Here is a 24548-nt window from a genome sequence, read left to right on the forward strand (position 1 = left end):
TGTTCCGCTCCGGTTCTCGGAAACCGCCATTTTCGGCACGGCCTGACCTGAATCTCAATGCACCCTTGGAAGCTCGGCTCAGATAGCCTCCACGGTCAGCTCCAGATCGGTGTCCGCCGCCCCGGTCACACGCACCTGCGTGCCGACCGGCAGGTCGGGTCCGGAGACGCGCCACAGCGTGTCTCCAAGCCGGATGCGGCCGCGGCCGTTCTTGATCGGCTCGGACAGCGTCGCCGTCCGGCCGACCATCTGCGCGCCGCGGCGGTTGAGCAGCGGCTGGTCGACGCTGCCCTGTCGGCCAACGGCGATCTGCCTGCCGACATAGGCCGAGACAACGGCCAGCACGAGGAAGGCCAGGACCTGGACCTGCCAGGTCCAGAAGGCGGCGTCCCAGATCGCCAGCGACACCGCGCCGATGATCAGCGCCGCGATGCCGATCCACAGCATGAACACGCCGGGCGCCACGACTTCCATCACCAGGAGCACGATGCCGAGAACCATCCAGTTCCACGGGCCGAGTTCCGAAACGATGCGGTCGATCATTGATGTTCTCCCACCCCAGACGGCGTCACATCAGTTGTCGCCGGGCTTGACGACCGGCGGGCGGGATGCCTGCCGCTGCGTGCCGGACGAGCCGTCGCCCTTGAAAACTTCGCGGGCAATCTCGCCGATGCCGCCCAGCGTGCCGATGAGGGATGACGCCTCAAGCGGCATCAGAACGATCTTGCTATTCGTGGCCGAGCCGATCTTGGTCAGCGCCTCGGTGTATTTCTGGGCGACGAAATAATTGAGCGCCTGAACGTCGCCCTTGGCGATGGCCTCCGATACCACCTGTGTGGCCTTGGCTTCGGCTTCGGCGGAACGCTCGCGCGCCTCGGCGTCGCGGAAGGCGGCTTCCCGGCGGCCCTCGGCCTCGAGGATCTGCGATTGCTTCAAGCCCTCGGCAGCCAGGATCTGGGCGCGCTTGTTGCGCTCGGCCGTCATCTGGCGGCCCATCGATTCAATAAGGTTGGCCGGCGGGTTGATGTCCTTGATCTCGACGCGCGTGATCTTGATGCCCCAGGGGTGCGCCGCCTCGTCGACGACGCGCAAAAGGCGCTCGTTGATGGCGTCGCGATTGGAGAGCAATTCGTCGAGGTCCATCGAGCCCATGACGGTACGGATGTTGGTCATGGTGAGGTTGAGGATGGCGTTCTGCAGGCCTGAGACCTGGTAGGCGGCCTGCGCGGCATTGAGGATCTGAAAGAAGGCGATGCCGTCGACGCCGACGATGGCGTTGTCACGGGTGATGATCTCCTGCGTCGGGACATCGAGCACCTGTTCCATCATGTTCATCTTGGCGCCGATGCGCTCGACTATCGGGTTGAGGATGTTCAGGCCGGGGGTCAGTGTCTTGGTGTACCGCCCGAAGCGTTCCACTGTGTAGTTGTAGCCCTGCGGCACCGTCTTGATGCCCTTGAAAAGGAGGATGACGACAAAGAAAACAAGAACAATGATCGAGATGCTGAAACCGCTAAAGCCCATTTCGTTTCTCCCTCAAAAGGCGGCGACCTCACGGAATCACTTAAGTGTGTTTCCGTAGCGTTACAATCAGGTGATCGCCAATATTGGTTAGCGGCGGGTTTTGCGCACCGCTTTCGAGCTGTCGATGAAGCCGGTCACACCCAGCCGGAAAGCTCACGCCGCACCAGCGCCTCGATGACCGCCATGCCCTCGGCGCTGTCATTGAGACAGGGGATATGGGCGAAGTTCTTGCCGCCGGCGTGATGGAAGGTCTCGGCTGCCTCGCGGCCGATCTCGTCCAGCGTCTCGATGCAGTCGACGGAAAAGCCCGGATTGACGACGGCGATCGACTTGATGCCGTCCTTGGCCAGTTTCTCGACCGTGACGTCGGTATAGGGCTGCAGCCATTCCTGCGCGCCGAAACGCGACTGGAAGGTGGTGATGAGCTTGTTCTCGTCCCAGCCGAGCCTTGCCCGCAATAACCGGGTCGTCTCCAGGCAATGCGTCTGGTAGGGGTCGCCCTTGTCGGAATAGGGTTTCGGGATGCCGTGATAGGAGGTGATCACCACTTCCGGCACGAAATCGAGCGCTGCGATATGCTGCTCGATCGAGCGGGCGAGCGCTTCGATATAGATCGGTTCGTCATAATAGGGCGGCACGCTGCGGATCGCCGGCGCGTTTCTGATCTTCATCAGCGCGCGGAACAATTGGTCGTTGGCGGTCGCCGTCGTCGTTGCGGAATATTGCGGATAGAGCGGGAAGGTGAGGATGCGCTCGCAGCCCTGCTCGACCAGTCTTTGCGCGACGCTTGCGGTCGAGGGATTGCCGTAGCGCATCGCCCAATCGACCACCACATCGGGCAGGTCGGCAAGCGCTGCGGCCAATTTCTGTCCTTGAGCGCGGGTGAAGGTGCGCAGCGGCGACTCGTTCTTCTCCCGGTTCCAGATCCTGGCATAGTTGGCGCCGGATTTCTTCGGCCGGGTGGTCAGCACCAGTCCGTAGAGGATCGGATACCAGATCGCCTTGTTGAGCTCGATGACGCGCGGGTCGGAGAGGAATTCCCTCAGATATCGCCACATTGGCTTGAAGTCGGTGCCGTCCGGCGTGCCGAGGTTGACCAGTATGATGCCGATCCTGCCCGGCCTGACGGGCGCGCCGTCGGCGGACAACGGACCGACAGCCTTGGCGGCTTTGGCATCGGTGGGGCTGGCAAGCGTCATGAACGGTCTCCGGTAGCGCCGCGGAAATTAGCGATGCCCCGCCGGTTTTCAATGCTGCGTCTGGCCGCACCTTATCGTGTCTGGCAGCGGAAAAGGAACACCCGCCCGCTTCCGGGCGGGTGTCGTGAATTTCGGGCGGCCGCTTATTTCGCGGCCGGCGGGATGGTCAGCGTCGCGCCGAGCGGCAGGCGGCGCGGCTTGAAGTCCTTATTGGCCTCGGAGATGAGCTTCCATTTGGTCGCGTCGCCATAGGCTTTCCTGGCCAGGTCCCAATAGGTATCGCCGGCGGCGACGGTGTGGCTGGCTTCCGCCGGCTTGGTTTCAGCGGGCTTTGCCGGCTCGGCGGCGGGAGCAGGGGTCGCCAGGGCTGCATCGGCGGGAGCGGCCGGGGCGGTTTCAGCCGGAACGGCCGGTGGTGTGCCGGCTATGTCGCTGGAACCGGAAGGCATGGCCGGCATTGCAGGCTCGGCCGCGGGCGCCTGGGTGGCGGTCTCGGCGGGCTTCGCCGGTTCCACAGGCTTGGCCGGCTCAGCCGCTGCAGTCGTTGCCGCAATCTCGGTGATGCGGCCGTCAAGCTTCGGCGTGTATGGGCGATGGGCGCCGAGATAGTCGGCCACGACCTGCTCCAGGCCTGGGCCGTAGTCATAGGCGTCCGTGGCCTTCTCGGCGAAGACCTTGTAGCCGTCGCCGCCCTGGCGGACATAGTTGTTGGTGGCGACGAGATACTGCTTGTCCGGATTGATCGGCGCCCAGGCGCCGTTCTCCATCACCTCGACCGATTTGACGCGGCCGGCATTGGGCGCTGCCGATTTGTCGAAAGAGTATTTCAGGCCGGCAACCTGCGGGAAACGGCCGGCGCCGTCCTCGACCTGGCTGAGACCGTTTTCGAGGCCCGCGACCAGGTCCTTGCCCGAGATCTTGAAGGTCGCCAGCGTGTTCTGGAACGGCAGCACGGTCAGCACCTCGCCCATGGTCACCGTGCCCTGGTCGATCGAGGCGCGCAGGCCGCCGCCGTTCGAGATGACGATCTCGACGCCCTGGCCCTTGGTGCGGTCGAGGATGGCATCGGAAACGAGATCGCCCATCTCGCATTCGCGCGCGCGGCAGTTCTCGCGGCTGCCGTCGATCGCCTTGGTGGTCTCGGCCACCTCCTTGTTCTTCAGCGCCTCGATCGGCGCGCCGAGTTCCTTGATGCGGGCGAGCACGGCGGGATCGGGCGTGATCGACTTGTCGAGATAGATCGGGGCGCCGCTGGCTTCCTTGACGACACCATTGTCGTCGAACACGACCTTGAACTCGCCGAGATATTTCGAATAGGACGCGGCCTGCACGACCGGCACCTTGGAGCCGTCGGGGTTGTCGACCATCGTCGGATACGGCCCCTCGGCCTTCGGATCGGTGTTCGACAGGAGCGTGTGGCTGTGGCCGCCGACCACCACGTCGATGCCCGGGATCTTGGCGATCACGTCGCGTTCGCGCCTGTAGCCGATATGAGTGACCGCGATGATCTTGTTGATACCTTGCGCCTTGAGCTTCTCGACCTCGGCCGTGATCGATTTTAGGTCGTCGGCGATGGCGATGTTCGGGCCGGGCGAGGCGAGTTCCGGCGTGTCGTTGGTGACGGCGCCGATGATGCCGATCTTCTGGCCGCCGACCTCGACGACGATCGATGGCTTGAACTTGCCGGCGGCGCCGGACTTGTCGTTGGGCACGACATTGGCGCTGACGACCGGGAACTTCGCCTTGTCGAGGAAAGGCACCAGTGCTGTCTCGCCGTCATCGAATTCATGATTGCCGAGCGTCACCGCGTCAGGCTTGATCTGGTTGAGGAATTCCTCTTCCACGGCGCCCTTGTAGGTGGTGTAGAACAGCGAGCCCTGAAAACTGTCGCCTGCATTGAGCAAGAGCACGTTCTGCCCTTCGAGCTTCTTACGCTCCTCAGCGATTGCGGTGATCAGCCGGCCGGCGCCGCCGATGCATTCGCCCTTGGTCTCCTCTTCGGCGGAACAGGTCGACTCGTATTTGTTGTTGCCTTCGATGCGGCTGTGCCAGTCGTTGAAATGAAGGATGTTCAGCGTGTAGTCGGCAAAGGACACGCCGGCCGACAGGCCAAGCGTCGAAGCGGAAAGGGCTAGGATGGCGGCAATCTTCTTCATCTTCGTCTCCCGGTAAATTGACTTCGACAGTGCTTAACGCCTTCGCTTGACTGGAAAATAACAGTCAGCCTCGGTCATGTTCACATCGGGTCCCGGTCGATGCAAGCACAAATCGGGGAGATATTTGCCGGCACAAAAAAGGACGGCGGCTCGCGCCGCCATCCTGTCGGATTGATGTCTGCGAGCCTCAGGCCCGGCGCGTCAGCACGAAATTCTGGCCGCTGGCGCTGGTGCAGTTGAGCTGGCTGATTGAGACCATCAGGCAGTTGAAGCTGACCGGCGTCTGGCGGATCAGCGAGGTGCCGTGGATCTCGACCGAGGTCGGTCCGGTCATGGTGTAGCTGCCTTCCGACAGCTTCTGGCCGGTGTCGGTGGCGACCGTGGTGAAGTTGCCGGCCGCGAAGGTCGACAGGCCCGTGCCCTTGGCGTCGATCCAGTTGCCCTCGACGCCCTTCGGCGCGGCGGAGGCCGGTGGTTCCGATGGGCCGGTGGTTGTGCAGGCGGCGGCGGCCAAAAGGCTTGCCGCGGCGCCCAGCGAAAGCAGTTTGCGCGCAATGGTCATTCTTGAAAATCCTCTCCTCGGTCCGCTCCCTTCAATCGCCCGATTTCCGGGCGATTGCAAGGCGGTGAGGGTCGTCAAGCCGCCTGCTATCGGACCAGAATGTTGCGGAACTGCCACGGGTCGTCCTTGTCCAGGTCCTCGGGGAAGAGTCCCGGCCGGTTATCCAGCGGCGTCCAGTCGGTGTAGTATCCCCTGACCGGCCCGAGATAAGGCAACTGCACTTCGAGGCAGCGCCGGTAGTCCATCTCGTCGGCTTCCACGATGCCTGCCGCCGGGTTCTCCAGCGCCCAGACCATGCCGGCGAGCACCGCCGAGGTGACCTGCAGGCCGGTGGCGTTCTGGTAGGGGGCGAGCTTGCGCGCCTCGGCCAGAGACAATTGCGAGCCGTACCAGTAGGCATTCTTGTCGTGGCCGTAGAGCAGCACGCCGAGCTCGTCGACGCCGTCGACCAACTCGTTCTCGTCAAGCACGTGGTGGACCGGCTGCGGCTTGCCGGCGGCGCCGAACATCTCGTCCAGCGACAGCAAGGCGTCGTTGCAGGGATGGTAGGCGTAGTGGCAGGTCGGGCGGTATTGGACCTTGCCCTTCTTCGAGCGCACGGTGAAGAAGTCGGCGATCGAGATCGACTCGTTATGGGTCACCAGGAGGCCGTATTGCGCGCCCGGCGTCGGGCACCAGCTGCGCACGCGCGTGTTGGCGCCGGGCTGCTCCAGATAGATCGCCGCCTTGGAGCCGTGCTTGTGCTTCTTGCCGTTCTTCGGCATCCAGCTTTCATGCGTGCCCCAGCCGAGCTCGGCCGGCTGCAGGCCTTCCGAGATGAAGCCTTCGACCGACCAGGTGTTCCAGAACACATTCATCGGCTTCGGCTTCTTGGTGCGCTGGGTGTCGCGCTCGGCGATATGGATACCCTTGACGCCGGCCTTCCTCATCAGCTTGGCCCAGCCCTCGCGGTCTTCCTGCGCGGGTTCCGAAAACTCGAGGCCAAGGTCGGTGGCGAGGTTGACCAGCGCCTTCTTAACGAACCACGAGACCATGCCGGGATTGGCGCCGCAGGTGGAGACCGCCGTCGGGCCGCCGGGCTTGTCCTGCTTTTCCTTGATCATCGCCTCGCGCAGCGCGTAGTTGGAGCGGCTGGCATTGTCGGCCTCGGGGTCGAAATAGAAGCCCAGCCACGGCTCGACGACGGTGTCGATGTAAAGCACGCCGAGCTTGCGGCACAATTTCATCAGGTCCACCGAACCCGTGTCGACCGACAGGTTGACGCAAAAGCCCTGGCCGCCGCCATTGGTCAGAAGCGGCGTGAGCAGCTTCTTGTAATTCTTCTCGGTCACAGCGTCCTGCTTGAAAGCGATGCCGCGCTCGTCGAGCAGCTTGCGGTCGGTGTCGAGCGGGTCGATGACCGTCATGCGCGACTTGTCGAACTTGAAATGGCGCTCGATCAGCGGCAGCGTTCCCCGCCCGATCGAGCCGAAGCCGATCATCACGACGGGACCGGTGATTTCACCGTAAACGGGCCAGTTTTCATTCGCCATTTTTTCGCACACTCCTTCAAACACGCGCAAAACCGGGCGCTTTTGGCCCGACGGCCAAGCGCTACACCACAGATCATTGTCATAAACCAGCGAAAAGCGCCAACCGCCGGCTAAGCCGTTCTGGGTGTGTGGTTAAGCCGATCCGGCCATGCGGCCGAGGAATGCAACCAGCCGGTCGCGGTCGGCGGTCAGGCCCTTGTAGTCGAGCTGTTGCTGGTCGAGGGCCAGGAGCTGCTCCGCGAATGAGGCCGCCAGTGCCGGCCGGTCCGGATGCGCATCAAGCGCCTTGAGCGGATCGAGGTGGATGCGGATGGTGAAGAGGATGTCGCGCGAAGCGGGCAGCTTGCGCAGCGTCTGGCGTTCGACGCGGATGAAGGCATGGGCGTTGACGTCGCCGTCGGGGAAGCGGCTCGGACGGTTGGTGGCGCGGTCGATGCGCTCGACGTTGGAGAGTGGATGATAGAGCCTGTCATTCGCCTGGATCGACCAGTTGAAGCGCTCGACCGCCTGGCCCTGCAGTCCGTCGAACATGCGGTTGATGAGCTCGGCCGGCCGCGTGCCGGGGCCGAAGCCCGGCACCGGCTGGTGGATCTCCTGCAGCGGCTTGCCGAATTTCTCCCGCAGCGACCAGGATGAAGGAAAGCACAGCGAGCCGGCGGCGAGCCGCCAGCCGCGCTCGTCGCGGCGCATCAGGATCAGGTCCTCCTGAACGAGCAGCGAGGCCTTTGCCAGCGGCGCCTCGCGCAAGGCGGGGGGCAGTCTGTCGCTTGCCCTATCGAAACCGACCGGCTCGAGATCGGCTCCGTTGCGGCGGTGCGTGTCGGGATGCGCGGCTTCGAGATGGGCGACGAGCAGGTCGAGCACTTCGCGCTGAGCGTCGCTTGTACCGTCTTCCTCGACAAAGACCCTTTCCGGGATTTCCGTGTAGAGCCGCTGCTTTTCGGCCAGATGCGGCAGCAGGAACTCGTCGACCTCGATCCAGCGGTCGAAATCGAGCGGCTTCAACCCGATGGTGAAGAGCTTCGAGGATCCGTCATAGGGCGTATGGGTCGGGTGGCAGACGGTCATGCCTGTTTGATTGTTATCCAGTTTATGTCTCCAGCCCGGTCAGCCAAGCCGCGCCGGGATCAGCCCGCGCAGCGAGTTGCCGACGAAGATCGCCTTCGCCGCCTTCAAGTCGTCGAAGCTGTAGATCGCTTCCACGGCGCGGCCTTCGTCCAGAAGCTCGCCGCGCAATATTCCAGGCAAAAGGCCGCAGTCGAGGCGGGGCGTGGCGAGCGGACCGTCGCCGAAATCGGCAAAGAGATTGGTGATCGTGCCCTCGCAGAGCTCGCCGCGCTCGTTGGCCAAAAGCACTTCCTCGGCGCGCGTGGCGAGATATTCCGCGCGGGCATGCGTGTAGACCTGACGCAGGCTGGTCTTGTGGCGCAGCAGCATGTTGGCGGAATCGAGCCGGATGCGCGCCAGCTGCAGCCGCCAGACTTTGTCGGCGGGCAGCGGTTCATAGGCTTGAGCGGCGGCCGTCGCTTCGCCGTTGTGCTGCAAGGCAAGGCGCACGCGCAAGGCAATAAGGTGTCCGTCGACGGCGTTCCAAAGCACTTCGCCGATCCGTTCGGAATCGCAGGCGAAGCCGAGTTCGGCGGCGGACGCATAAAGCCTGGCAAGGTGGCGCTCGAAGCGCAGGAAGCCGGAACCAGGCTCCCAGCGCATGGTCTCGATCAGCTCGAAGCCGGCACCGTTCCCGTCGCGAAGCGCGCTTTCAACAGACACTCCCGATACTCCTCCTCGGCGGTAGAATCGAAGACGACGCCGCCGCCGACATTGTAGACCGCCTCGCCGTCGGCAAAGAGCGAGATGGTGCGGATCGCCACCGAAAAACGCATCCTGCCGCCCGGCGCGATCCAGCCGATGGCGCCGCAATAGACGTCGCGCGGCGCGCCTTCCAACTCGTGCAGGATTTCCATGGCACGGATCTTCGGCGCACCGGTGATCGAGCCGCAAGGGAAGAGCGCGGCGAAGACCTGGCGGATGCCGATGTCCGGCAGAAGCTTCGCCCGCACGCGGCTGACCATCTGGTGCACGGTCGGATAGGACTCGATGCGGAACAATTCCGGCACGTCCAGCGTGCCGACTTCGCTGATCAGCGAGATGTCGTTGCGCAACAAGTCGACGATCATCCGGTTCTCGGCCTGGTTTTTCTCGTCGTGGCGCAGGAAGGCTTTCAGCCGGGCATCCTCGGCCTTGGTCGCACCGCGCGGCGCGGTGCCCTTCATCGGATGCGTCTCGATCATGCCGTCGGCGTCGATCTCGAAGAACAGTTCGGGCGAGCGCGACAGGACGATCGGATCGCCGAGCGAGACCAGCGCGCCATATTTCACTGGCTGGCGTTCGGTCAGCGCGTCGAAGGCCGCAAGCGGATCGCCGGACCATTGCGCGCGGACCGGGAAGGTAAGGTTGCCCTGGTAGCAGTCACCCTTGCGGATGTGGTTGTGAAGGCGCGCGAAGCGGCCGGCATAGTCCTCGGCGGACCACGTTGCCCTTGCATCGAAAATCGGGCCATTGCTGGCGGATCCCGCATTTTGCGGCACGGCCTGTTCGACGGGCGCGTCGAAGATGCCGAGGCAGACCAGCGGCGCGCGGCGGCCTTCGGGCAGCAGCGGCACCAGTTTCGGCTCGAGCAGGTAGCCGGCCTCGTAGGAGAAATAACCCGCCAGCCATTTGCCGGAGTCGGAGGCGGCCTGGGCTCGCTCGAGCGCCGGCACGAACTCCTCCGCAGTGCGCGCGAGAATGATCTCGTGCGGCCGGTCGAACACCAGCTGACGCGCGCTCTCGTCGTTGCGGAAAATGGCTGCGGGCAGGGACATGAGCCTTGAAAGCGGACAATTCAGTCGATCGCTCTATATGGGGGACCGGCGAGGCGCAATCGAGGGAGCGGCGTCGGGCGGCGCAAAGGCGTCCGGCCCCAAAACAAAGACGGCGCCCGTGTGGGCGCCGCCTGCGGCCAATAGGATCGTTCATCACGTGTTATTGGCGGTTCCAGCCGTCGGGAACAGCCTGGCGAACTCGGCCTCGTCGCCGGCGGCCAGCAATTTTGCCTGCTCGATCCATTTCTCGCGCGCGATGCGGCCGTCGAAATTGAGCACCTCCTCGACGCGTTTGACGTCGGCGCCGGTCCAGGCGGCGATCTGGGCATAGGTGGTGACGCCCAGGCCCTTGAGCAGCCTTTCGTTGACCGGGCCGATGCCGATGAGGCGGCGCAGATTGTCGGCCTTGGCTGTCGCGGCGTTCGGCGCGGCGGTTTTCTTGGCGGGAGCTGCCTTCTTCGGCGCGGCTGCCTTGGCTGCGGGCTTCGCTGCTGCAGTTTTCGTGGCTGCCGGCTTCTTCGCGGCGGCCGGCTTCGCCGGCGCGGCCTTTGCCGAAGTCGCGGCCGTCGGTGTCGAGACCAGCGCCGCCGGGGCCGGCGTGGCGGCCTTGGCGGCGACTGCCTTGGCGGCAGGCGCTCCGCTTAGCCGGCTTTCGAGATCGGCGCGGGCACGGCCGCAGGCATCGAGCTCGCTCTTCAGCCGGTCGCTGTCGGCCTTCAGCCTGTCGCGTTCGCTTCGCGTGCGATCGAGATCGCCGCGCAGACTGTCGAGCTCGCCGCGCAGGCGGCCCCAGATGAACCAGCCAACCAGGATACCCACAACGAACGCCAGGAGCATGTAGAAGAAAGTGCTCATTTCCCTCTCCAGTCCGATCCGTCGGCCGCGGCTGGGAGGGCACGCTTGCCGCCAATGATCGTCAAAGGTTCCGTGGTCGGTGGAACCGCCGGCTTCAATCGAGCCATCGGCGTTCGGCCTTGTCCGGACCGACGGCCATCATCGCATTCGCCGTGGCGGAGCGACAGGCATCTCTGGCCTGCGCGATGCGTCCGGCTGAGCTTGAGGCCGGACGCTATCATATGGCTTGTCGAAAGCCAGTTGAAAATGCGCCGGAGAGTTATTCAAGAACAGCTATTTAGGGCAAGAATAGAGTCCGGCTAATATGCGTCTCGGCTAAACTATAGCTATCGATGCACGCTTCGTTGCTGTTCACTTGTCCAGCGTCTCCAACTCGTCGATCAGCGAACCGATCACGCCAAGGCCGATCTGCCAGAACGCGGGATCGGTGGCGTCGAGGCCGAAGGGCGCCAGGAGTTCGGAGTGATGCTTCGTGCCGCCGGCGCGCAGCATCTCGAAATACTTCTCCTGAAAGCCGCGCTCGGCATTCTGGTAGACGGCGTAGAGCGAGTTCACCAGGCAATCGCCGAAGGCATAGGCATAGACGTAGAAAGGCGAGTGGATGAAGTGGGGGATATAGGTCCAGAAGACCTCATAGCCCTCGCGCAGCTTGATCGCCGGTCCCAGGCTCTCGGCCTGCACCTCCAGCCAGAATTCGCCCAACCTGTCCGAGGTCAGCTCGCCGTTCTTGCGCTCGGTATGGACCTTGCGCTCGAACTCGTAGAAGGCGATCTGGCGCACGACCGTGTTGATCATATCCTCGACCTTCTGAGCGAGCATGGCTTTGCGCTCGCGTCTGTCACTGGTCTGCTCCAGCAGGGAGCGGAAGGTCAGCATCTCACCGAAGACGGAGGCAGTCTCGGCCAGCGTCAGCGGCGTCGAGGCCATCAGCGCGCCTTGGCCGGCGGCCAGCACCTGATGCACGCCATGGCCGAGCTCATGCGCCAGCGTCATCACATCGCGCGGCTTGCCCATATAGTTGAGCAGCACATAAGGATGCGCCGACGGCACGGTCGGATGGGCGAAGGCGCCGGGCGATTTGCCCGGCCGCACCGGCGCGTCGATCCATCTGCGATCGAAGAAACCGCGCGCGATTTCGGCCATGTCGGGTGAGAAGCGTTGATAGGCGGAGAGCACCGTGTCCCTGGCGTCATCCCAGCGGATCACCGCCTTCGGCGTCTCCGGCAGCGGCGCGTTGCGGTCCCAGTGGTTCATCACCTCCATGCCGAGCCAGCGCGCCTTCATCGCGTAGTAGCGGTGCGACAGCCTGGGATAGGCCTCGCGCACGGCCGCCGCCAGCGCGTCGACCACGTCGCGCTCGACACGGTTGGCGAGGTGGCGCGAGTCGGCGATATCCTGGAAGCCGCGCCAGCGGTCCGAGATTTCCTTGTCCTTGGCTAAAGTGTTGGTGATGAGGGTGAAGGTGCGCAGGTTCTTGCGGAACGTGGCGGCCAGCGCCTCGGAAGCGCGGCGGCGCACATCGCCATTCGAATCCTGCAGCCGGTTGAGCGCCGGCTCAAGCGTCAGCTCCTCGCCGTCGACGTCGAAGCGCAGGTCGGTCATCGTCTCGTCGAACAGGCGGTTCCAGGCGCCGCGCCCGGTGACCGACTTTTCGTGGAACAATTGCTCGACGCGATCCTCGAGCTGGTAGGGTTTGTCCTTCCTGAGGTCGAGCACCCAGGGCCGGTAATGGCCGAAGGCCTTGTCGGCGGCCAGAGCGCTTTCGATCGCCGCATCATCGATGAGGTTGAGCTCGAGAGCGAAGAACAGAAGATGGGCGCTCGCGTCCGTCATCTTTTCCTGGACGTCGCCGTAGAGCTTGGCGCGCTGCGGATCGGCGGTGTTGCCGGCGTAGACGAGGCCGGCATAGGAGACGATGCGGCCGATCAGTTCCTCGAGCGCCTCGTAGGCTTGCAGCGCCTCGCCCAGCCGGCCGGCGCCGCCGCGCCCGGCTTCCGCGGCCAGCGTGCCTTTCCAGCGGGTCTCGAAGGCGACGGCGTCGCTGGCCGCCTTGGCGATGTCGCGCTTCAATTCGGGCGCTTCCATGCCGAAATAGAGATCGGCGAGATTCCACTCCGGCAGATCGCCAAGCTCCGCCGCGCCGTGTCCGGACGCTGGCGCCGCAAGCCGATGACCAAATTCCATGCGCATCAGCAATACCTTCTTTGAATCGATGCCAAATCAGAGGGAAGGAGGAAGCCGGTCAAATCCTAAGGAATTCGTTCACCGGGTTTTTTGAAACCTTATTTAGAACCCTGTGCCAAGATGATCCATGGGGATTTCCTCGGGCGGACAACTCGAACAGTCATGACAGGTTCCATACTCATAGTCGATGACGATCCGGTGCAGCGCAGGCTGGTCGAGGCCGCGCTGACAAAGTTCGGCCACACCGCGATTGTCACGGATGGCGGCGAGGCTGGGCTCGACGTGCTCGACGGGCCGAACGCGCGCGAGGTCTCCGTCGTCATTCTCGACCTCGTCATGCCCGGCCTCGACGGCATCGGCGTGCTGAAGGCTATGCGCGAGCGCGCCATCAACATTCCCGTCATCGTACAGACTGCCCAGGGCGGCATCGAGACGGTCGTCTCGGCAATGCGGCACGGCGCCTTCGACTTCGTCGTCAAGCCGGCGTCGCCCGACAGGCTGCAGACCGCGATCTCCAACGCGCTCAAGGTGGAAGCCGTCGAAGACGAGATAAAGCGCGCGTCGCGACGTCGCGGCGGCGGCCATCTCACCTTCAAGGACATGATCACGCGCAGCCCGGCAATGGACCGGGTGATACGCCTCGGACAGAAAGCGGCGGCCTCCAACATCCCGATCCTGATCGAGGGCGAATCCGGCGTCGGCAAGGAACTGGTGGCGCGCGCCATCCAGGGCAGCGGCGATCGCCGTTCGAAGCCGTTCGTCACCGTCAATTGCGGCGCCATTCCGGACAATCTCGTCGAATCGATCCTGTTCGGCCACGAGAAGGGCTCCTTCACCGGCGCCACCGAGAAGCACACCGGCAAATTCGTCGAGGCGAATTCCGGCACGCTGTTCCTCGACGAGATCGGAGATCTGCCGCTCGACGTCCAGGTCAAGCTGCTGCGCGCCGTGCAGGAGGGCGAGGTCGATCCGGTCGGCGGCCGCTCGACCGTCAAGGTCGATATCCGCCTGATCTCGGCCACGCACCGGAACCTTCTGCAGCAGGTCAAGGATGGCAAGTTCCGCGAAGACCTGTTCTACCGCCTGAATGTCTACCCGATCTTCGTGCCGCCGCTGCGCGATCGCCGCGACGACATTCCCTATCTGGTCCGGCATTTCATGGAAAAGGTGGCGCCGGCCGATCCGCGCCGCCGCCTTGCCGGCATATCGGCGCCAGCGCTTGCGATGCTGCAAGCCTATGACTGGCCGGGCAACATTCGCCAATTGGAGAATGCGGTCTTCCGCGCGTCGGTGCTTGCCGAGGGCGACGTGCTGACCGAGGAGGAGTTCCCGCAAATCCGGGCCCAGGTGGAAGGCACGGTCAATCTGGGAGCGGAAACGGCATCCGCCACAGCCGAAACGGTTGCGGACGGGGCAGGGCAAGCGGACGAGGCGGCTGCAGAGACAACGAGATCTGTCCTGTCGGACGACGAAACGTCGGCCAGGCCGCAGCCACGGTTCGGAACGCTTCGTGCTCTCGACGAGCGCGGCAATGTGCGGGCGCTGGCCGATGTCGAGCTGGAGATGATCAAGCTGGCGATCGACCATTACAATGGCCAGATGAGCGAAGTCGCGCGCCGTTTGGGCATCGGCCGCTCGACTCTCTACCGCAAGTTGAAGGAATATGGCATTGATCCCGAAGCTGGTCGCGTCGACCGGCTTGCCTCATGACAGGCAAGCCTCGAACTAGCTTGCGCGCCTAAAATCCGAGTCAAATTGTCGCTTTTGACGTGAAAACGCAGGGTTTTCAGCGGTTAACGTTGCCGAGGATCACGCATTAACGCTAACGGTAACAGATCGTGTTCTGGCGGAGGCCGGATTCTTGATCTAAACCAGCGGTTTACCACGAAATGCTGTGCATCATTTTTGACGGGATATCGCCACGGTGTTACCGCATTTCGGCTTCAATAAACGATGATTAACCATTAGGATCGATATTCGGATGTGAGAACCACGCATCCGTTTGGTCAAATCCGGGGACAAACGGCAGCCTGAAAGCCATTTGATTTGAACAAAGTCGAACGACATACAAACGGGCGGCATTTTCACATGAGCGTCTGGCCGAGGTGGCTGACGTTTGTGATTTTGGCTGTCGGGTTTTTGTCCGCGGCAATGTCGGGCGCCAGGGCTGAGGTTCGTACGCTCAAGCTCTATCACCTGCACACGCATGAGAAGGCCGAGATCGTCTACAAGCGCAATGGCCGCTACGATCCGGAAGGCCTGCGCAAGATCAACATCATCCTTCGCGACTGGCGCCGCAACGAGCCGACCAAGATGGATCCGCGGCTGCTCGACCTCGTCTGGGAAGCTTATCGCGAAGCCGGCGCGACCGACTATATCCAGGTCGTCTGCGGCTATCGTTCGCCGTCGACCAACGCGATGCTGCGTTCGCGCAGCCGCGGCGTCGCCGAGAAGAGCCAGCACATGCTGGGCAAGGCGATGGATTTCTACATCCCCGGCGTGCCGCTGAAGAAGCTGCGCAACATCGGCCTCAAGATGCAGGGCGGCGGTGTCGGCTACTATCCGACCTCCGGCTCGCCCTTCGTGCACATGGATGTCGGCAATGTGCGTCATTGGCCGGGCATCAGCCGCCAGGAACTGGTCAGCCTGTTCCCGAACGGCAAGACGCTGCATGTGCCTAGCGACGGCAGGCCGCTGCCCGGCTATGAGCAGGCGCTGGCCGCCTATCAGTCGCGCAAGGGCGCGGGCACCCCGAACATCGAACTGGCCAGCGCCGGCGGCTCGAGCAAGAGGTCGGGCGGATTGCTTGCCGCCTTGTTCGGCGGTGGTGCCGATGAGGCTGACGATGATGCCGATACCGGTGACGGCGGCGGTGCGCCCCAGGCGAATGCTGTGAAGCAGGTTCAGGTCGCTACGGCGCGCAGCAGCAACCTTCCGGGTATCGCGGTCGTCTCGCCGAAGGATGCCAAGCGCGCCAACATCCCGCAGATCGCGGATGACAGCGCCGACGATTCGCAGCAACCGCAGCAGGATACGCCGGAGACGATCATCGCCGCCCTGCCGCCCAAGGAAATCCCGCTGCCCGATTTCGCGCCGCGTCCGAAGGTCGATGTCGGCCAGCAGACGCCGCAAAACGTGCCGTTCGCCATGGCGGATGCCTCGGCGACGACCGAGCAGGCGGTTTCGACGGCGCAGGCGCCCTTGCCTGACAAGGTTCCGTTCGGCGCTGCCAGCGCGGCCGAGGCCGCGGGCACCGATCCGGCGCAGGTGGCGGTCAACAACATTCCGCTTCCGACCTGGCGCCCCGATCGCTCGACGCCGGCCGAGCTGGCGTCGAAGGATAAGAACGTGCTTCTGGCGCTGGCCGAAACGTCTTCGCAGGACAAGAGCGCGACCGACGCGTTCTCCGTGCTGCCGACCGCCCGGCCGCAGCCCGGCAAGCAGGATGAGGTCAGAGCCGTTCTCGAACAGGCCAACGCGACCGTCGAGGCCGGCGGCGCCGGCGCCGAATACCAGCTTGCGTCGCTGACGCAACCGGAGCCGCGTTCGGCGTTCAACGATCCCTCGGATGCGGATGCGGATGCGGCCTCGCCGCGCAAGGCCATCGCCGCCCTTCCGGCAGGGACCGATCCTTCGCAGGCGATCGGCGGCAGTGTAAAGACGACAGCCAAGGAAGCCAGGGCGTCCGCCCACGATCTGAAGCCGGGACCGAAGGCCATGGTGGTGGCGGCAGCGCCGCAAGCCGCGCGTTGGGCGCTGGGCAGCGGCGTGAACATTGCTTCGGTTTCCGATCCGACCACGGCTCCGCGCTATGCCTATAACATCGTGCATACGCCGCCGAGCGAGGTGTACACCGCCGGCTTCCAGACGGATGGCGGGATGCAAGATGCCAGCCGTTTCAGCGGCAACGCGGTCAAGTTCTTGTCGGTCGCCCGTTTCCAGACGAAATAGCGATCCCGCCAGACACCGGAGAAGCCGCGTTGCAGGACAACGCGGCTTTCGTTTTCCCTGAAGGCCTGTTCGATCGCCGGGTCTTCCCGCTTCGTCTAATGGTAGGACAGCGCCCTTTGAAGGCGTGAATCGTGGTTCGAATCCATGAGCGGGAACCATAATTTCAAGGACTTAAGCACAACATTGTCATTTCTGTCCAACATGTGTCCAATATAGATGGATCTCGGCGCAAGCCTTCCGACTGATCGCATCATCCGGCACCTGAGCCCGACGACCTCATGGCCTTTTCGCGTTCGAAAATGGCCCCGAAGCATTAATGATGCAGAGACATCACAAGCGTCCATCGCAGGCTGGTCATTGAGACTTCTCTGCGCGAGTTCGCCGCGACGCCGCTGTTGATCGCTATCGAGGAACCAGGGGCCAAAATAGTGCCTTCTATGAGCCAGTCGGCAAGAAGGTGCAACTTGCCGAAGTTACCCATTTACGGCGGCCGCGCGGCGGCCCGACGGTCGAATTGCCCGCCGGCGCAACAATTCCGAATGTGGGAATCGTTGCGGGCATTATTGGCGCGAGGTAAAGGTTTGCCGTTCCATTCGACTCTAATCTTCGAACCCAGTGGATTCCGCCTTGAACTTAAGCTGTTTCGCGTTGTCGCGGACGACGCTCACCTCGCTGTCGGGAAATCCCCCAGTGGCTTCTGCTTCGATCTCCAGGGTGAGTTTCACCTTCGCCCCCTGCGTCCGCTGCAGTTCCATCACGACGGCGTTGAGGATCGCGTCGAAGGACTTCACCGGTCGCACCATGTCGATCTCGACAGACCCGTAGAAACGAGTCGGCTGTTGCGAACCGGGTGCGGGCGCTGGCGTTTCAGGTCCGCTGATGCCGGGTGCGGTTGCGGTGGTCGGGCCGCCACTGGACAATCCAGCAGTCGTCGGACCAGGTCCGCTTGGCGCCTTTTGAGCATGGGCCGCTGCCACGTCCTTTCGGACAATCACTGCACCGGGTGAAAAGCTTGTCGGTGCAAGCTTGGCATAGACCAGCCCGTCGTATTGCCCGGTTGCCTCGTCATATCCGTCGGCATAGCCGAAGAGCGGGTCGGCGCTTGAAACGCCTTCTGCGATCGCGCTTTCGAGCACGGCCGGATCACGCAGCTTCGGCAGATAGACGTAGGACGCGAACCATTCCCGCAAGTCGGCGATCGCAAGATGCGGCTTCTCGACCGGCCAAAGACTGTCCAGCTTCGCCATCAGCATCTTCGGGCCGAGGGTGTCCTTGACGATGCTATCGCCGCGCGGGGAGATCTTCTCGTAGATCGACGCGGCGATGGACGGTCGGTCCTTCGCCATCAACGTCGTCTGCTCGATTTCGAACGGCCTGCCGTCGAGCCTGGCCTCGTGCTTTTCGGCATAGAGGATGTGTGTCCAGGCCGACCGCACAGCCTTTTCCGCGGCCTCGTGGTGCGACCTCGCCTTCTCCTTCACGTCGGCGGCCTGCGCCTGCGTCAACTGCCCCTGTATATTCCTATCGTCGTTGATGGACGCCCAGGCCAGCGCCTTCCGCACCACTTCCCGAGCGGTCGCGAGCAACGCCTCGTCTGGTGCCGCAAAGATCAGCGTGTTGCGATAGCGCCGTTGAGAGGTCCGGCAGCGAGTCAGCGCATCGGCCGCGGCATCGATCGCGGGCGAACTCTTTGCTGCCCTCGCGTGCGTGGACGCGGGACCGAGGAGCACGAGGGAGAGGGCTGCGGCTTCGTCGACAGTGGCCGGATCGTCAGGTGCGGCATGCACGCGCGCGAAGTTCCCCTTGCTGCCGGCTTCGGTCATCAGGACGCGCAGGATCTCGGCGTCGACTTCGTGGGCCGGCAAGGCGGCGGCGCGTTCGTCGGCGAGCCGGTTCAGGGTCGGCTGGGTGGAAAACCAATAACGCCCCGCTTCCTCATACAGGTAGGTCGCGCGCTCATGCAACTCACGAAGCGCCTCGCCGAATATGGCGATCTGGTCGCCGGGCTCGGCGGCGGCAAGGCGGACCGCTTGACCCGTGACGCCGGCATGCGGCTGGCCGACCGTGGGCGCGGAGCAGAGGAAGATCGAGCGGGTGGTCCGCGTCGCCGCCCGAGCTTGCGACAGGCGCCGAGACGGATTGGCTTCCATCCGGGCAGGCAGCGATCCGTCGCCGTCGACCTCGCTGTCGACGACCGCCGAATAAGCGGAGTCCAGTGGATAGATCACGCTCGCCTTGATGCGCTCGTCGGCGATCGGCACACGCCCCGGCAGGATCAACGGGTCGCGCGCTCTCGCCTGCCACAGCACGCTGACGACATTCGCCATGAACCTCAGCACACCGCGCGTGCGCTGGAAATTCGGCAGCGTCGACCAGTCCTTCGACAGGCGCTCGAAGAGTTCGGGGTGGATCGGATAGGAAAGGCGCAGCAACTCCGCATAGCGCGCTTCCTTGGTATGGGGCGGGAACTCGGCAGCGTTCTTCCTGTAAAGCTCATGGAACGCCTTCACGGTCTCGTCGCGTGCCTTCTCGCCTTCCGCGTCGAGTTGCTGGAACAGGCGGCGGCGGACGATCTCATAGGTCTCGTTGCCATGCGCGGCGAGCCAGGGCGAGCCGGTGCGGCCAAACACCTTTTCGAGCCGCTGCAGCGCCGCGACGCCCTTCTCGCCGCCGGCCTCCAGTTTGCTTTCCGGAAGCGAGCCAACCAGCAAAACGTTCGGAACCATCTTGACGGCTTCGGTCAACGACTGGATGAACGACAGGAAGGCCTCGAACCGGTCGTCGGGAAGCTGGCGCGCGAACGCCACGACCTCGTCGAGCAAGATCACGCTCGGCCCAGCTTTACGAAAGACCTCGACCATGAGTTCGGAGCCCGGATTGGTGCCGCCGGCCTCTGCTTCGCGCACGAGTTCCAGCCCTTCCTTGCCCGCCAGTCGCCAGGCGATATATCCCCAGAGCGTTCGCACCTTCGGGCCGTCTCTCAGCACCAAAGCGGAATCGACACCCTTGGCAGTGCCGACGAAGATCGCCGTCTTGACCGGTTTCCAGTCGTCGATGCTGAGCGTGTCGGAGATGTCAGAGACGCCCGCGAGCACTGCAGGATTGGTAGCATGGGCGAGGTGATAGAGCGCAAGCATTGTGTGCGTCTTGCCGCCGCCGAACGAGGTCTGAAGCCCGAGCACCGGATCGCCGCCCCTGCCGGTGAGACGTTCGAGCGCGGTGCGAAGCACCCGCTGCAGACCCTCGGTCAGGAAGGTGATGCGGAAGAAATTCTCCGGCGTAGCGTAGTCGTCGCTCGCCTGGCCCATGTCGACCGCGGCGAGATCGGCGGCGAATTCCGACTGCTTGTAGCGGTTGGCGAGAACATCCGGATGCGGAAAGGCAATTTCGATCCAGGGCCGCAATCCGCCCGGCGGCGTCTCCGCATCGTCCAGGCCGAGCGACAATGTGCCGGGTTTTTCCGGCACCGGCGCCGGCGTGGCCGGTGCGGTGCCTGCATCCCCTTTGGCACCGTCGTCACGGCGCTGCTCAGCATAGAGTTTTTCGATCTCCTCGACGTCCTTCTTCGGCCCCTTCACCGCGCGTGCGAGGCAGACCATCGCATCGAGATAGCGCAAAGCCTCGGCGTCGGTCAGCGGCAGCGCCAGATGCGAGGTGGCGTTGCGGGCATCGAATGCGGTCGAGAGAAAATTGCGGACCTTGAACTTTTCGTTGCGGGCAAAGGCATCGTCGAAGACATCGCGCCACTGGTCGATCATGGTTTTGAGCAGGCCGTAGCCGTCGAGCGGGTCGAGCGGGCCTGAACCCTGAGCGCGGCTCGCGAACATGATCCAGCGCTTGCCGAGCTTCGCTTCCATCCGCTCGGCGACAAAGGGCTGGATCGCCTTCTGCAGATGGAACAGCCCGTCCTGGACGCGCCGCAGCGTTTCTTTTTCCTTCGTCATGCCCGCGTCTCCTCACCAAATGCGTTCAGCCGAACAAATCCCCTGTGGTCGCCTGCCTCAGTTCGCCGGAGATGTTCGCCGAGCGGTCGAGCAGATGTGGCCACTCTTCTGCAAGCTGGTTGTAAACCAGCGCTTCGGGCGCCCAGCCCTTGTCGGTGGCGATCTTGAAGAGCCGATCGAGCAGAGCGCGGGCGTCGGCGGCCTTCGGCCCCATTTCGGCGATCAGACGAGCCGCAGCCTGGGCGCCGCCGGCCGGATCGTTCAATGTGCGGGCGACATGCTGCACGCATTCCCAGATCGTCAGCGTCCTGTCGCTCGACGGCGACCAGTTCTCCGGCAGTTCCTCTCGCGGCATCAGCGCCGACTTGCCCTTTAGGTCCTTGAAGACACCTGAAGCGTACAGTCCATTTGTCGCCGTGTCCTTCGCGGTCGCCAGGCCGATCAGTTCCCCAGAGGCGCGCGCATCGAAACCATAGGAGCCGAACCAGGTGAGCGCGACCTGGGTCTCGGGGTCGAAACTAGCGACGATCTCGTTGTCGATCTCTTCCCAGACGCGGTTGATGACCGACAGCGAGGTCTTTACAGTCATTGCGCTGTCGTCGTCCTCCAGCACCTCGACAAAGCGCGTAAATACTCCCATGCCAGGGCCAATGACAGCTTGCTGCATGTCGACCGGCCCGACGCCTGCGGCGCGGATCTTGGCGATCGCGTCCGGCATCTCGCGCTTCAGGGCGCGGATGAACTCGGAACGTGTTGCGACGGTGGCTGCCGGACTGCGCTTGCGGCAGACGAGGACGATGGAGGAAGCAAGTGCGTTGGTGCCCACACCGATGGTTCGTGCCTGACGTTCGGTGCGGATTGGCCAAGTGCCGTCAACCGCAAGGCCGGAGTCGACCACCGCCTGGAGGAAGGAGGCCCAGCCGGCGGAGGTGGTGCCGTCTTCTGCGGCTTCTGCCTGCTTAAAGGCATAGTAGATTGCAAGAGGCTCCCCGTCGGCCGCTGCGTTGCGCATTGCAGTCAACGCTTCACCCATTCCGTTCATGAAGAAGGCTTCTGCTTGTGCCTTGCCCCCGTGACGATATGGCGTAGCGACGAGTTCTGCTTCTTTGGGAACTGTCAGCCGTCGATAGAGATCGGGCCAGACATTGCTTAGCGTTCGCCGATGCCACACGTAAAAGAAATCTGATAAATCGGCGTAACCGATATTGTCGTAGTATGGCGGATCAGTTGAGATCAAGACGGGACTCACAGGATAATTGTTATTCTGTGCGGTTATTTGGTGGATTTCCCCGGGGCTTGCCGCACTTGCTCGTGTAAGAGCCAAGCAAGTCCATTCAATACCATTGTTGAAATTACCCGTAGATGCGCTGAACGGATTGCATTCCGAAAAGTCCCACACCATTGGCAAAGCTTGGCGAGCAAAGGTGTTCCGAATGAACTCTCCAGTCGAGGCCCATGAAGTGATCGAACTCCACGCATCAGTGCATCGGCCAACGATCAGCCCCAAATACGTCGCTATCGCATCGGCATAGGCTCCCGCGCCCATACCGCCGGAATGGAGCGGCGCGCCGTCCCTCGGAACATCGCTCGATGACGGGCGCTGGCCAACCCCGGCTGCGCGAGCATCCGCTAAAGCCTTTTCACGCGCCTCGTAAGCCAGGTCGGAGAAAGTCGTCAACGCCACGAGTTGGCGGGAGGTGAAGAGGTCTACGTAGCGTGTCATCCCATAACCAGGGGGCGAAAACCATCGCGGATTTTCGGGCATCTCAACTTCGATCGCCGAGGTGTCGCCGGGCCGCGCTTCAGCCGCGATCGCTTCATGCTCGTGGCTGGGGGAAAGATAGACGCGAGAACGGTCGCCTTCGGCCACTATCGCCATGAGCCGCTTGCCGAGCCGTCCAGCCAAGCCCTCTTCGCGGGTGTAGTCAGGCGAAATAGAGGAACCGGTTAGCACGCATGCGAAATTCGTTCCGCGGCCGGTCTTCGTGCCTTTCTTCTTCTCGTCTTCATCCGCCTTGGTCAGCTTCCCCGACTTCACATGAAACCGCCACCCGTCGGCGGCCGAGGCGTCGATGACCGGTTCGACCCAGGTCTTCTTGCCGTCCTTGGTGGACAGCATGAAGGAAGTGACGAGCGGCACCTTCGCGCCCTTTGCCGCCGGATCAGGCGAACGCACCGTTCGCGCCCACAACCAAGCGATTACCGTGGCATCCGATCCATCCTCCAGCGTGGCATTCGGATAAAGATGGCCGATCCGTCTTTCGGCCTCGTCGCGCATCCACTGGCCGTAATAGCGCACGTCCTCAGCGAGTCCCTCAGCACCTTTGCTGTTCCAGCGGCCGCCGCGTTTCAGTTCGGCCTGTGACTTCGGGTTCACCGGCGGCAGGCCGGCGAACTTCGGTGGAATCTCGACTAGCGCCTTGCCGATCAGCACCGCGACCGGATTGAGGTCGGAACCATAGGCGCGCAGCCCCAGCCGCTGTGCTTCGAGCGGAATCGAGCCCCCGCCGGAAAATGGATCGTAAACGGGCGGCGCCTTTGTCTGGAGATAGTCGAGGATCGCCTTGCCGTCGCCCTTGGCCGGAGGTTCTTCGCCAAGGCCCCATGCGACCGAACGTGCGATCTCGAAACGCGCCGCATTCAAGATCGTCTCGTCGTTGGACGCCTCCCACGGCACCATGTCCTCAATGACCTTGTGCAGCCGTCTTCGCTCGGCCTCCTGCGTTTCTTCGGTTGGAAACCGCTCAGGCCAGCTCGACGGATCGTCGACGAGTTGCGCGAACACCACCGCCCGGCACGCCGCCAGCGGCCGTCTTGCCCACCACAGATGCAGCGTCGAGGGATGGCCGTGCCGGATCGACTTCTCCCGCGCCGACGCCTTGTTGATGGCCTCCAGCGGGATTGAGACTTCGATAAGCTTTTTGCGGGGCATCGTCACGGTGCCTTCAGGCATCTTCGACCTTTGTGATTTCATATCTGTATGGCGAGACCCCGGCGATCCGGACCGCATCGCCGTCTTTCATCCCGGAGCGGGCAAAGAAATCCGCTACCGGAGAACGCGCTCGCAGGATGCGCTTAGTTCCATCAATGTCGGTCTCGACCGTCTGGCCGGGAACGAACCTTACTGCGATTGTCCTCGCTGCGAGTTCGGATTGGTTGCTGCCGCCGATCGCATCTTTCGGAAAAAAATCGAGCGGGAGGTAGATATGGTTGTTGCGGAGATTGCCGCCGGTCACTCGAACCACTCGCACGGCGCCGCGCTGCTCGCGATCCAGGTGAGAATGCACTTGAGGGCTCGGTGAACTCGCGGCCAGGGGATGTTGGATCGCAGCCACGGACCCAGTGCCGGTCGCCGGCCCATCAGCCGTTTCGCGGGACTGGATCGCCGCAATCACATCGTTATCGAGATTAACCCAGATCACCGCGCCGTAAGGGTGCTTGTAGGGAACTGGCTTCGGCAACGCCTGTGCATTGCTCAGTACCCACGGCGTCCGCCAACCGTCATCGAACGCGGTCCCTTGTCGAGCAAAGGGAATACGGTGGTGGCGCTCCGCCGCGGAGTAGGCCTCTCGCGTTTCGATGGCAGGCAACGATTCTATTACTTTGGCCGTTCCGACCACCGCCCCGCTACCTTTCCTGATGAGGGCAACCGGTCCACGGTGATGGCAAGCCGTTTTTCGCATCTCCCAGATCTTCTCACCCTTGAGGATCAGGCCGATCCAAGGTTCGTCGATGATCAAACCCTTCATTTACTCTCCCCGTAATCTGCACGGAGGC

16 protein-coding genes and 1 tRNA gene are annotated in these 24548 nt (G+C 63.3%); 3 read left to right on the plus strand and 14 right to left on the minus strand.

Annotated features, from left to right (window positions below; genetic code table 11):
- Positions 1 to 78 precede the first annotated feature (78 nt).
- The 11 genes from EN862_RS02275 to EN862_RS02325 form a co-directional block, all read right to left on the minus strand.
- Positions 79 to 543 carry an NfeD family protein gene (locus tag EN862_RS02275; protein ID WP_127864256.1) on the minus strand — a complete coding sequence of 155 codons (465 nt, stop codon included), beginning with the start codon at positions 541 to 543 and terminating at the stop codon, positions 79 to 81.
- Between the two features lie 30 nt (positions 544 to 573).
- Positions 574 to 1524, minus strand: coding sequence for an SPFH domain-containing protein (locus tag EN862_RS02280; protein WP_127864257.1), 951 nt, complete (start codon positions 1522 to 1524; stop codon positions 574 to 576).
- A gap of 134 nt (positions 1525 to 1658) precedes the next feature.
- Positions 1659 to 2723: a ferrochelatase gene (hemH, locus tag EN862_RS02285; RefSeq protein ID WP_127864258.1), complete on the minus strand. Its 1065-nt coding sequence runs from the start codon at positions 2721 to 2723 to the stop codon at positions 1659 to 1661.
- A gap of 143 nt (positions 2724 to 2866) precedes the next feature.
- Positions 2867 to 4879, minus strand: a complete 2013-nt coding sequence (locus EN862_RS02290; RefSeq protein WP_127864259.1) for a bifunctional UDP-sugar hydrolase/5'-nucleotidase — start codon at positions 4877 to 4879, stop codon at positions 2867 to 2869.
- Between the two features lie 187 nt (positions 4880 to 5066).
- Positions 5067 to 5441 carry a hypothetical protein gene (locus EN862_RS02295; RefSeq protein ID WP_127864260.1) on the minus strand — a complete coding sequence of 125 codons (375 nt, stop codon included), beginning with the start codon at positions 5439 to 5441 and terminating at the stop codon, positions 5067 to 5069.
- 86 nt (positions 5442 to 5527) lie between these two features.
- Positions 5528 to 6973 (minus strand): homospermidine synthase, encoded by a 1446-nt coding sequence (locus tag EN862_RS02300; RefSeq protein ID WP_127864261.1) that lies wholly within the window; start codon positions 6971 to 6973, stop codon positions 5528 to 5530.
- Between the two features lie 132 nt (positions 6974 to 7105).
- Positions 7106 to 8041 carry a DUF3445 domain-containing protein gene (locus EN862_RS02305; protein WP_127864262.1) on the minus strand — a complete coding sequence of 312 codons (936 nt, stop codon included), beginning with the start codon at positions 8039 to 8041 and terminating at the stop codon, positions 7106 to 7108.
- A gap of 39 nt (positions 8042 to 8080) precedes the next feature.
- Positions 8081 to 8743 (minus strand): aminotransferase class IV family protein, encoded by a 663-nt coding sequence (locus EN862_RS02310; RefSeq protein WP_127864263.1) that lies wholly within the window; start codon positions 8741 to 8743, stop codon positions 8081 to 8083.
- Positions 8692 to 9837, minus strand: a complete 1146-nt coding sequence (locus EN862_RS02315; RefSeq protein WP_127864264.1) for an aminodeoxychorismate synthase component I — start codon at positions 9835 to 9837, stop codon at positions 8692 to 8694. Before EN862_RS02315 ends, EN862_RS02310 begins: the two co-directional genes overlap by 52 nt.
- A gap of 153 nt (positions 9838 to 9990) precedes the next feature.
- Complete coding sequence (locus EN862_RS02320; RefSeq protein ID WP_127864265.1) at positions 9991 to 10692, minus strand: proton-conducting membrane transporter; 702 nt, start codon at positions 10690 to 10692, stop codon at positions 9991 to 9993.
- Between the two features lie 351 nt (positions 10693 to 11043).
- Entirely contained in the window at positions 11044 to 12882 is a 1839-nt protein-coding gene (locus EN862_RS02325; protein ID WP_127864266.1) for a M3 family oligoendopeptidase, read from the minus strand.
- 156 nt (positions 12883 to 13038) lie between these two features.
- Here EN862_RS02325 and EN862_RS02330 point away from each other — a divergent pair, with 156 nt between their 5' ends.
- The 3 genes from EN862_RS02330 (at position 13039) to EN862_RS02340 (ending at position 16985) form a co-directional block, all read left to right on the plus strand.
- Positions 13039 to 14586 (plus strand): sigma-54 dependent transcriptional regulator, encoded by a 1548-nt coding sequence (locus EN862_RS02330; RefSeq protein ID WP_127864267.1) that lies wholly within the window; start codon positions 13039 to 13041, stop codon positions 14584 to 14586.
- A 378-nt stretch (positions 14587 to 14964) separates the two neighbouring features.
- Positions 14965 to 16827 carry a DUF882 domain-containing protein gene (locus EN862_RS02335; protein ID WP_127864268.1) on the plus strand — a complete coding sequence of 621 codons (1863 nt, stop codon included), beginning with the start codon at positions 14965 to 14967 and terminating at the stop codon, positions 16825 to 16827.
- Between the two features lie 84 nt (positions 16828 to 16911).
- A tRNA-Gln gene (locus EN862_RS02340) sits at positions 16912 to 16985 on the plus strand.
- A 441-nt stretch (positions 16986 to 17426) separates the two neighbouring features.
- Here the strand turns inward: EN862_RS02340 and EN862_RS02345 are convergent.
- Genes EN862_RS02345 through EN862_RS02355 form a run of 3 tightly spaced genes read right to left on the minus strand, consistent with a single transcriptional unit; the run spans position 17427 to position 24520 of the window.
- Positions 17427 to 20771: a DUF499 domain-containing protein gene (locus EN862_RS02345; RefSeq protein ID WP_127864269.1), complete on the minus strand. Its 3345-nt coding sequence runs from the start codon at positions 20769 to 20771 to the stop codon at positions 17427 to 17429.
- A gap of 25 nt (positions 20772 to 20796) precedes the next feature.
- Positions 20797 to 23724, minus strand: coding sequence for a DUF1156 domain-containing protein (locus EN862_RS02350; RefSeq protein ID WP_245519475.1), 2928 nt, complete (start codon positions 23722 to 23724; stop codon positions 20797 to 20799).
- Positions 23717 to 24520: a hypothetical protein gene (locus tag EN862_RS02355; RefSeq protein WP_127864270.1), complete on the minus strand. Its 804-nt coding sequence runs from the start codon at positions 24518 to 24520 to the stop codon at positions 23717 to 23719. Before EN862_RS02355 ends, EN862_RS02350 begins: the two co-directional genes overlap by 8 nt.
- Between the last annotated feature and the right edge of the window lie 28 nt (positions 24521 to 24548).

Source organism: Mesorhizobium sp. M2E.F.Ca.ET.219.01.1.1, assembly GCF_004016445.2.
Taxonomy (GTDB): Bacteria; Pseudomonadota; Alphaproteobacteria; order Rhizobiales; family Rhizobiaceae; genus Mesorhizobium.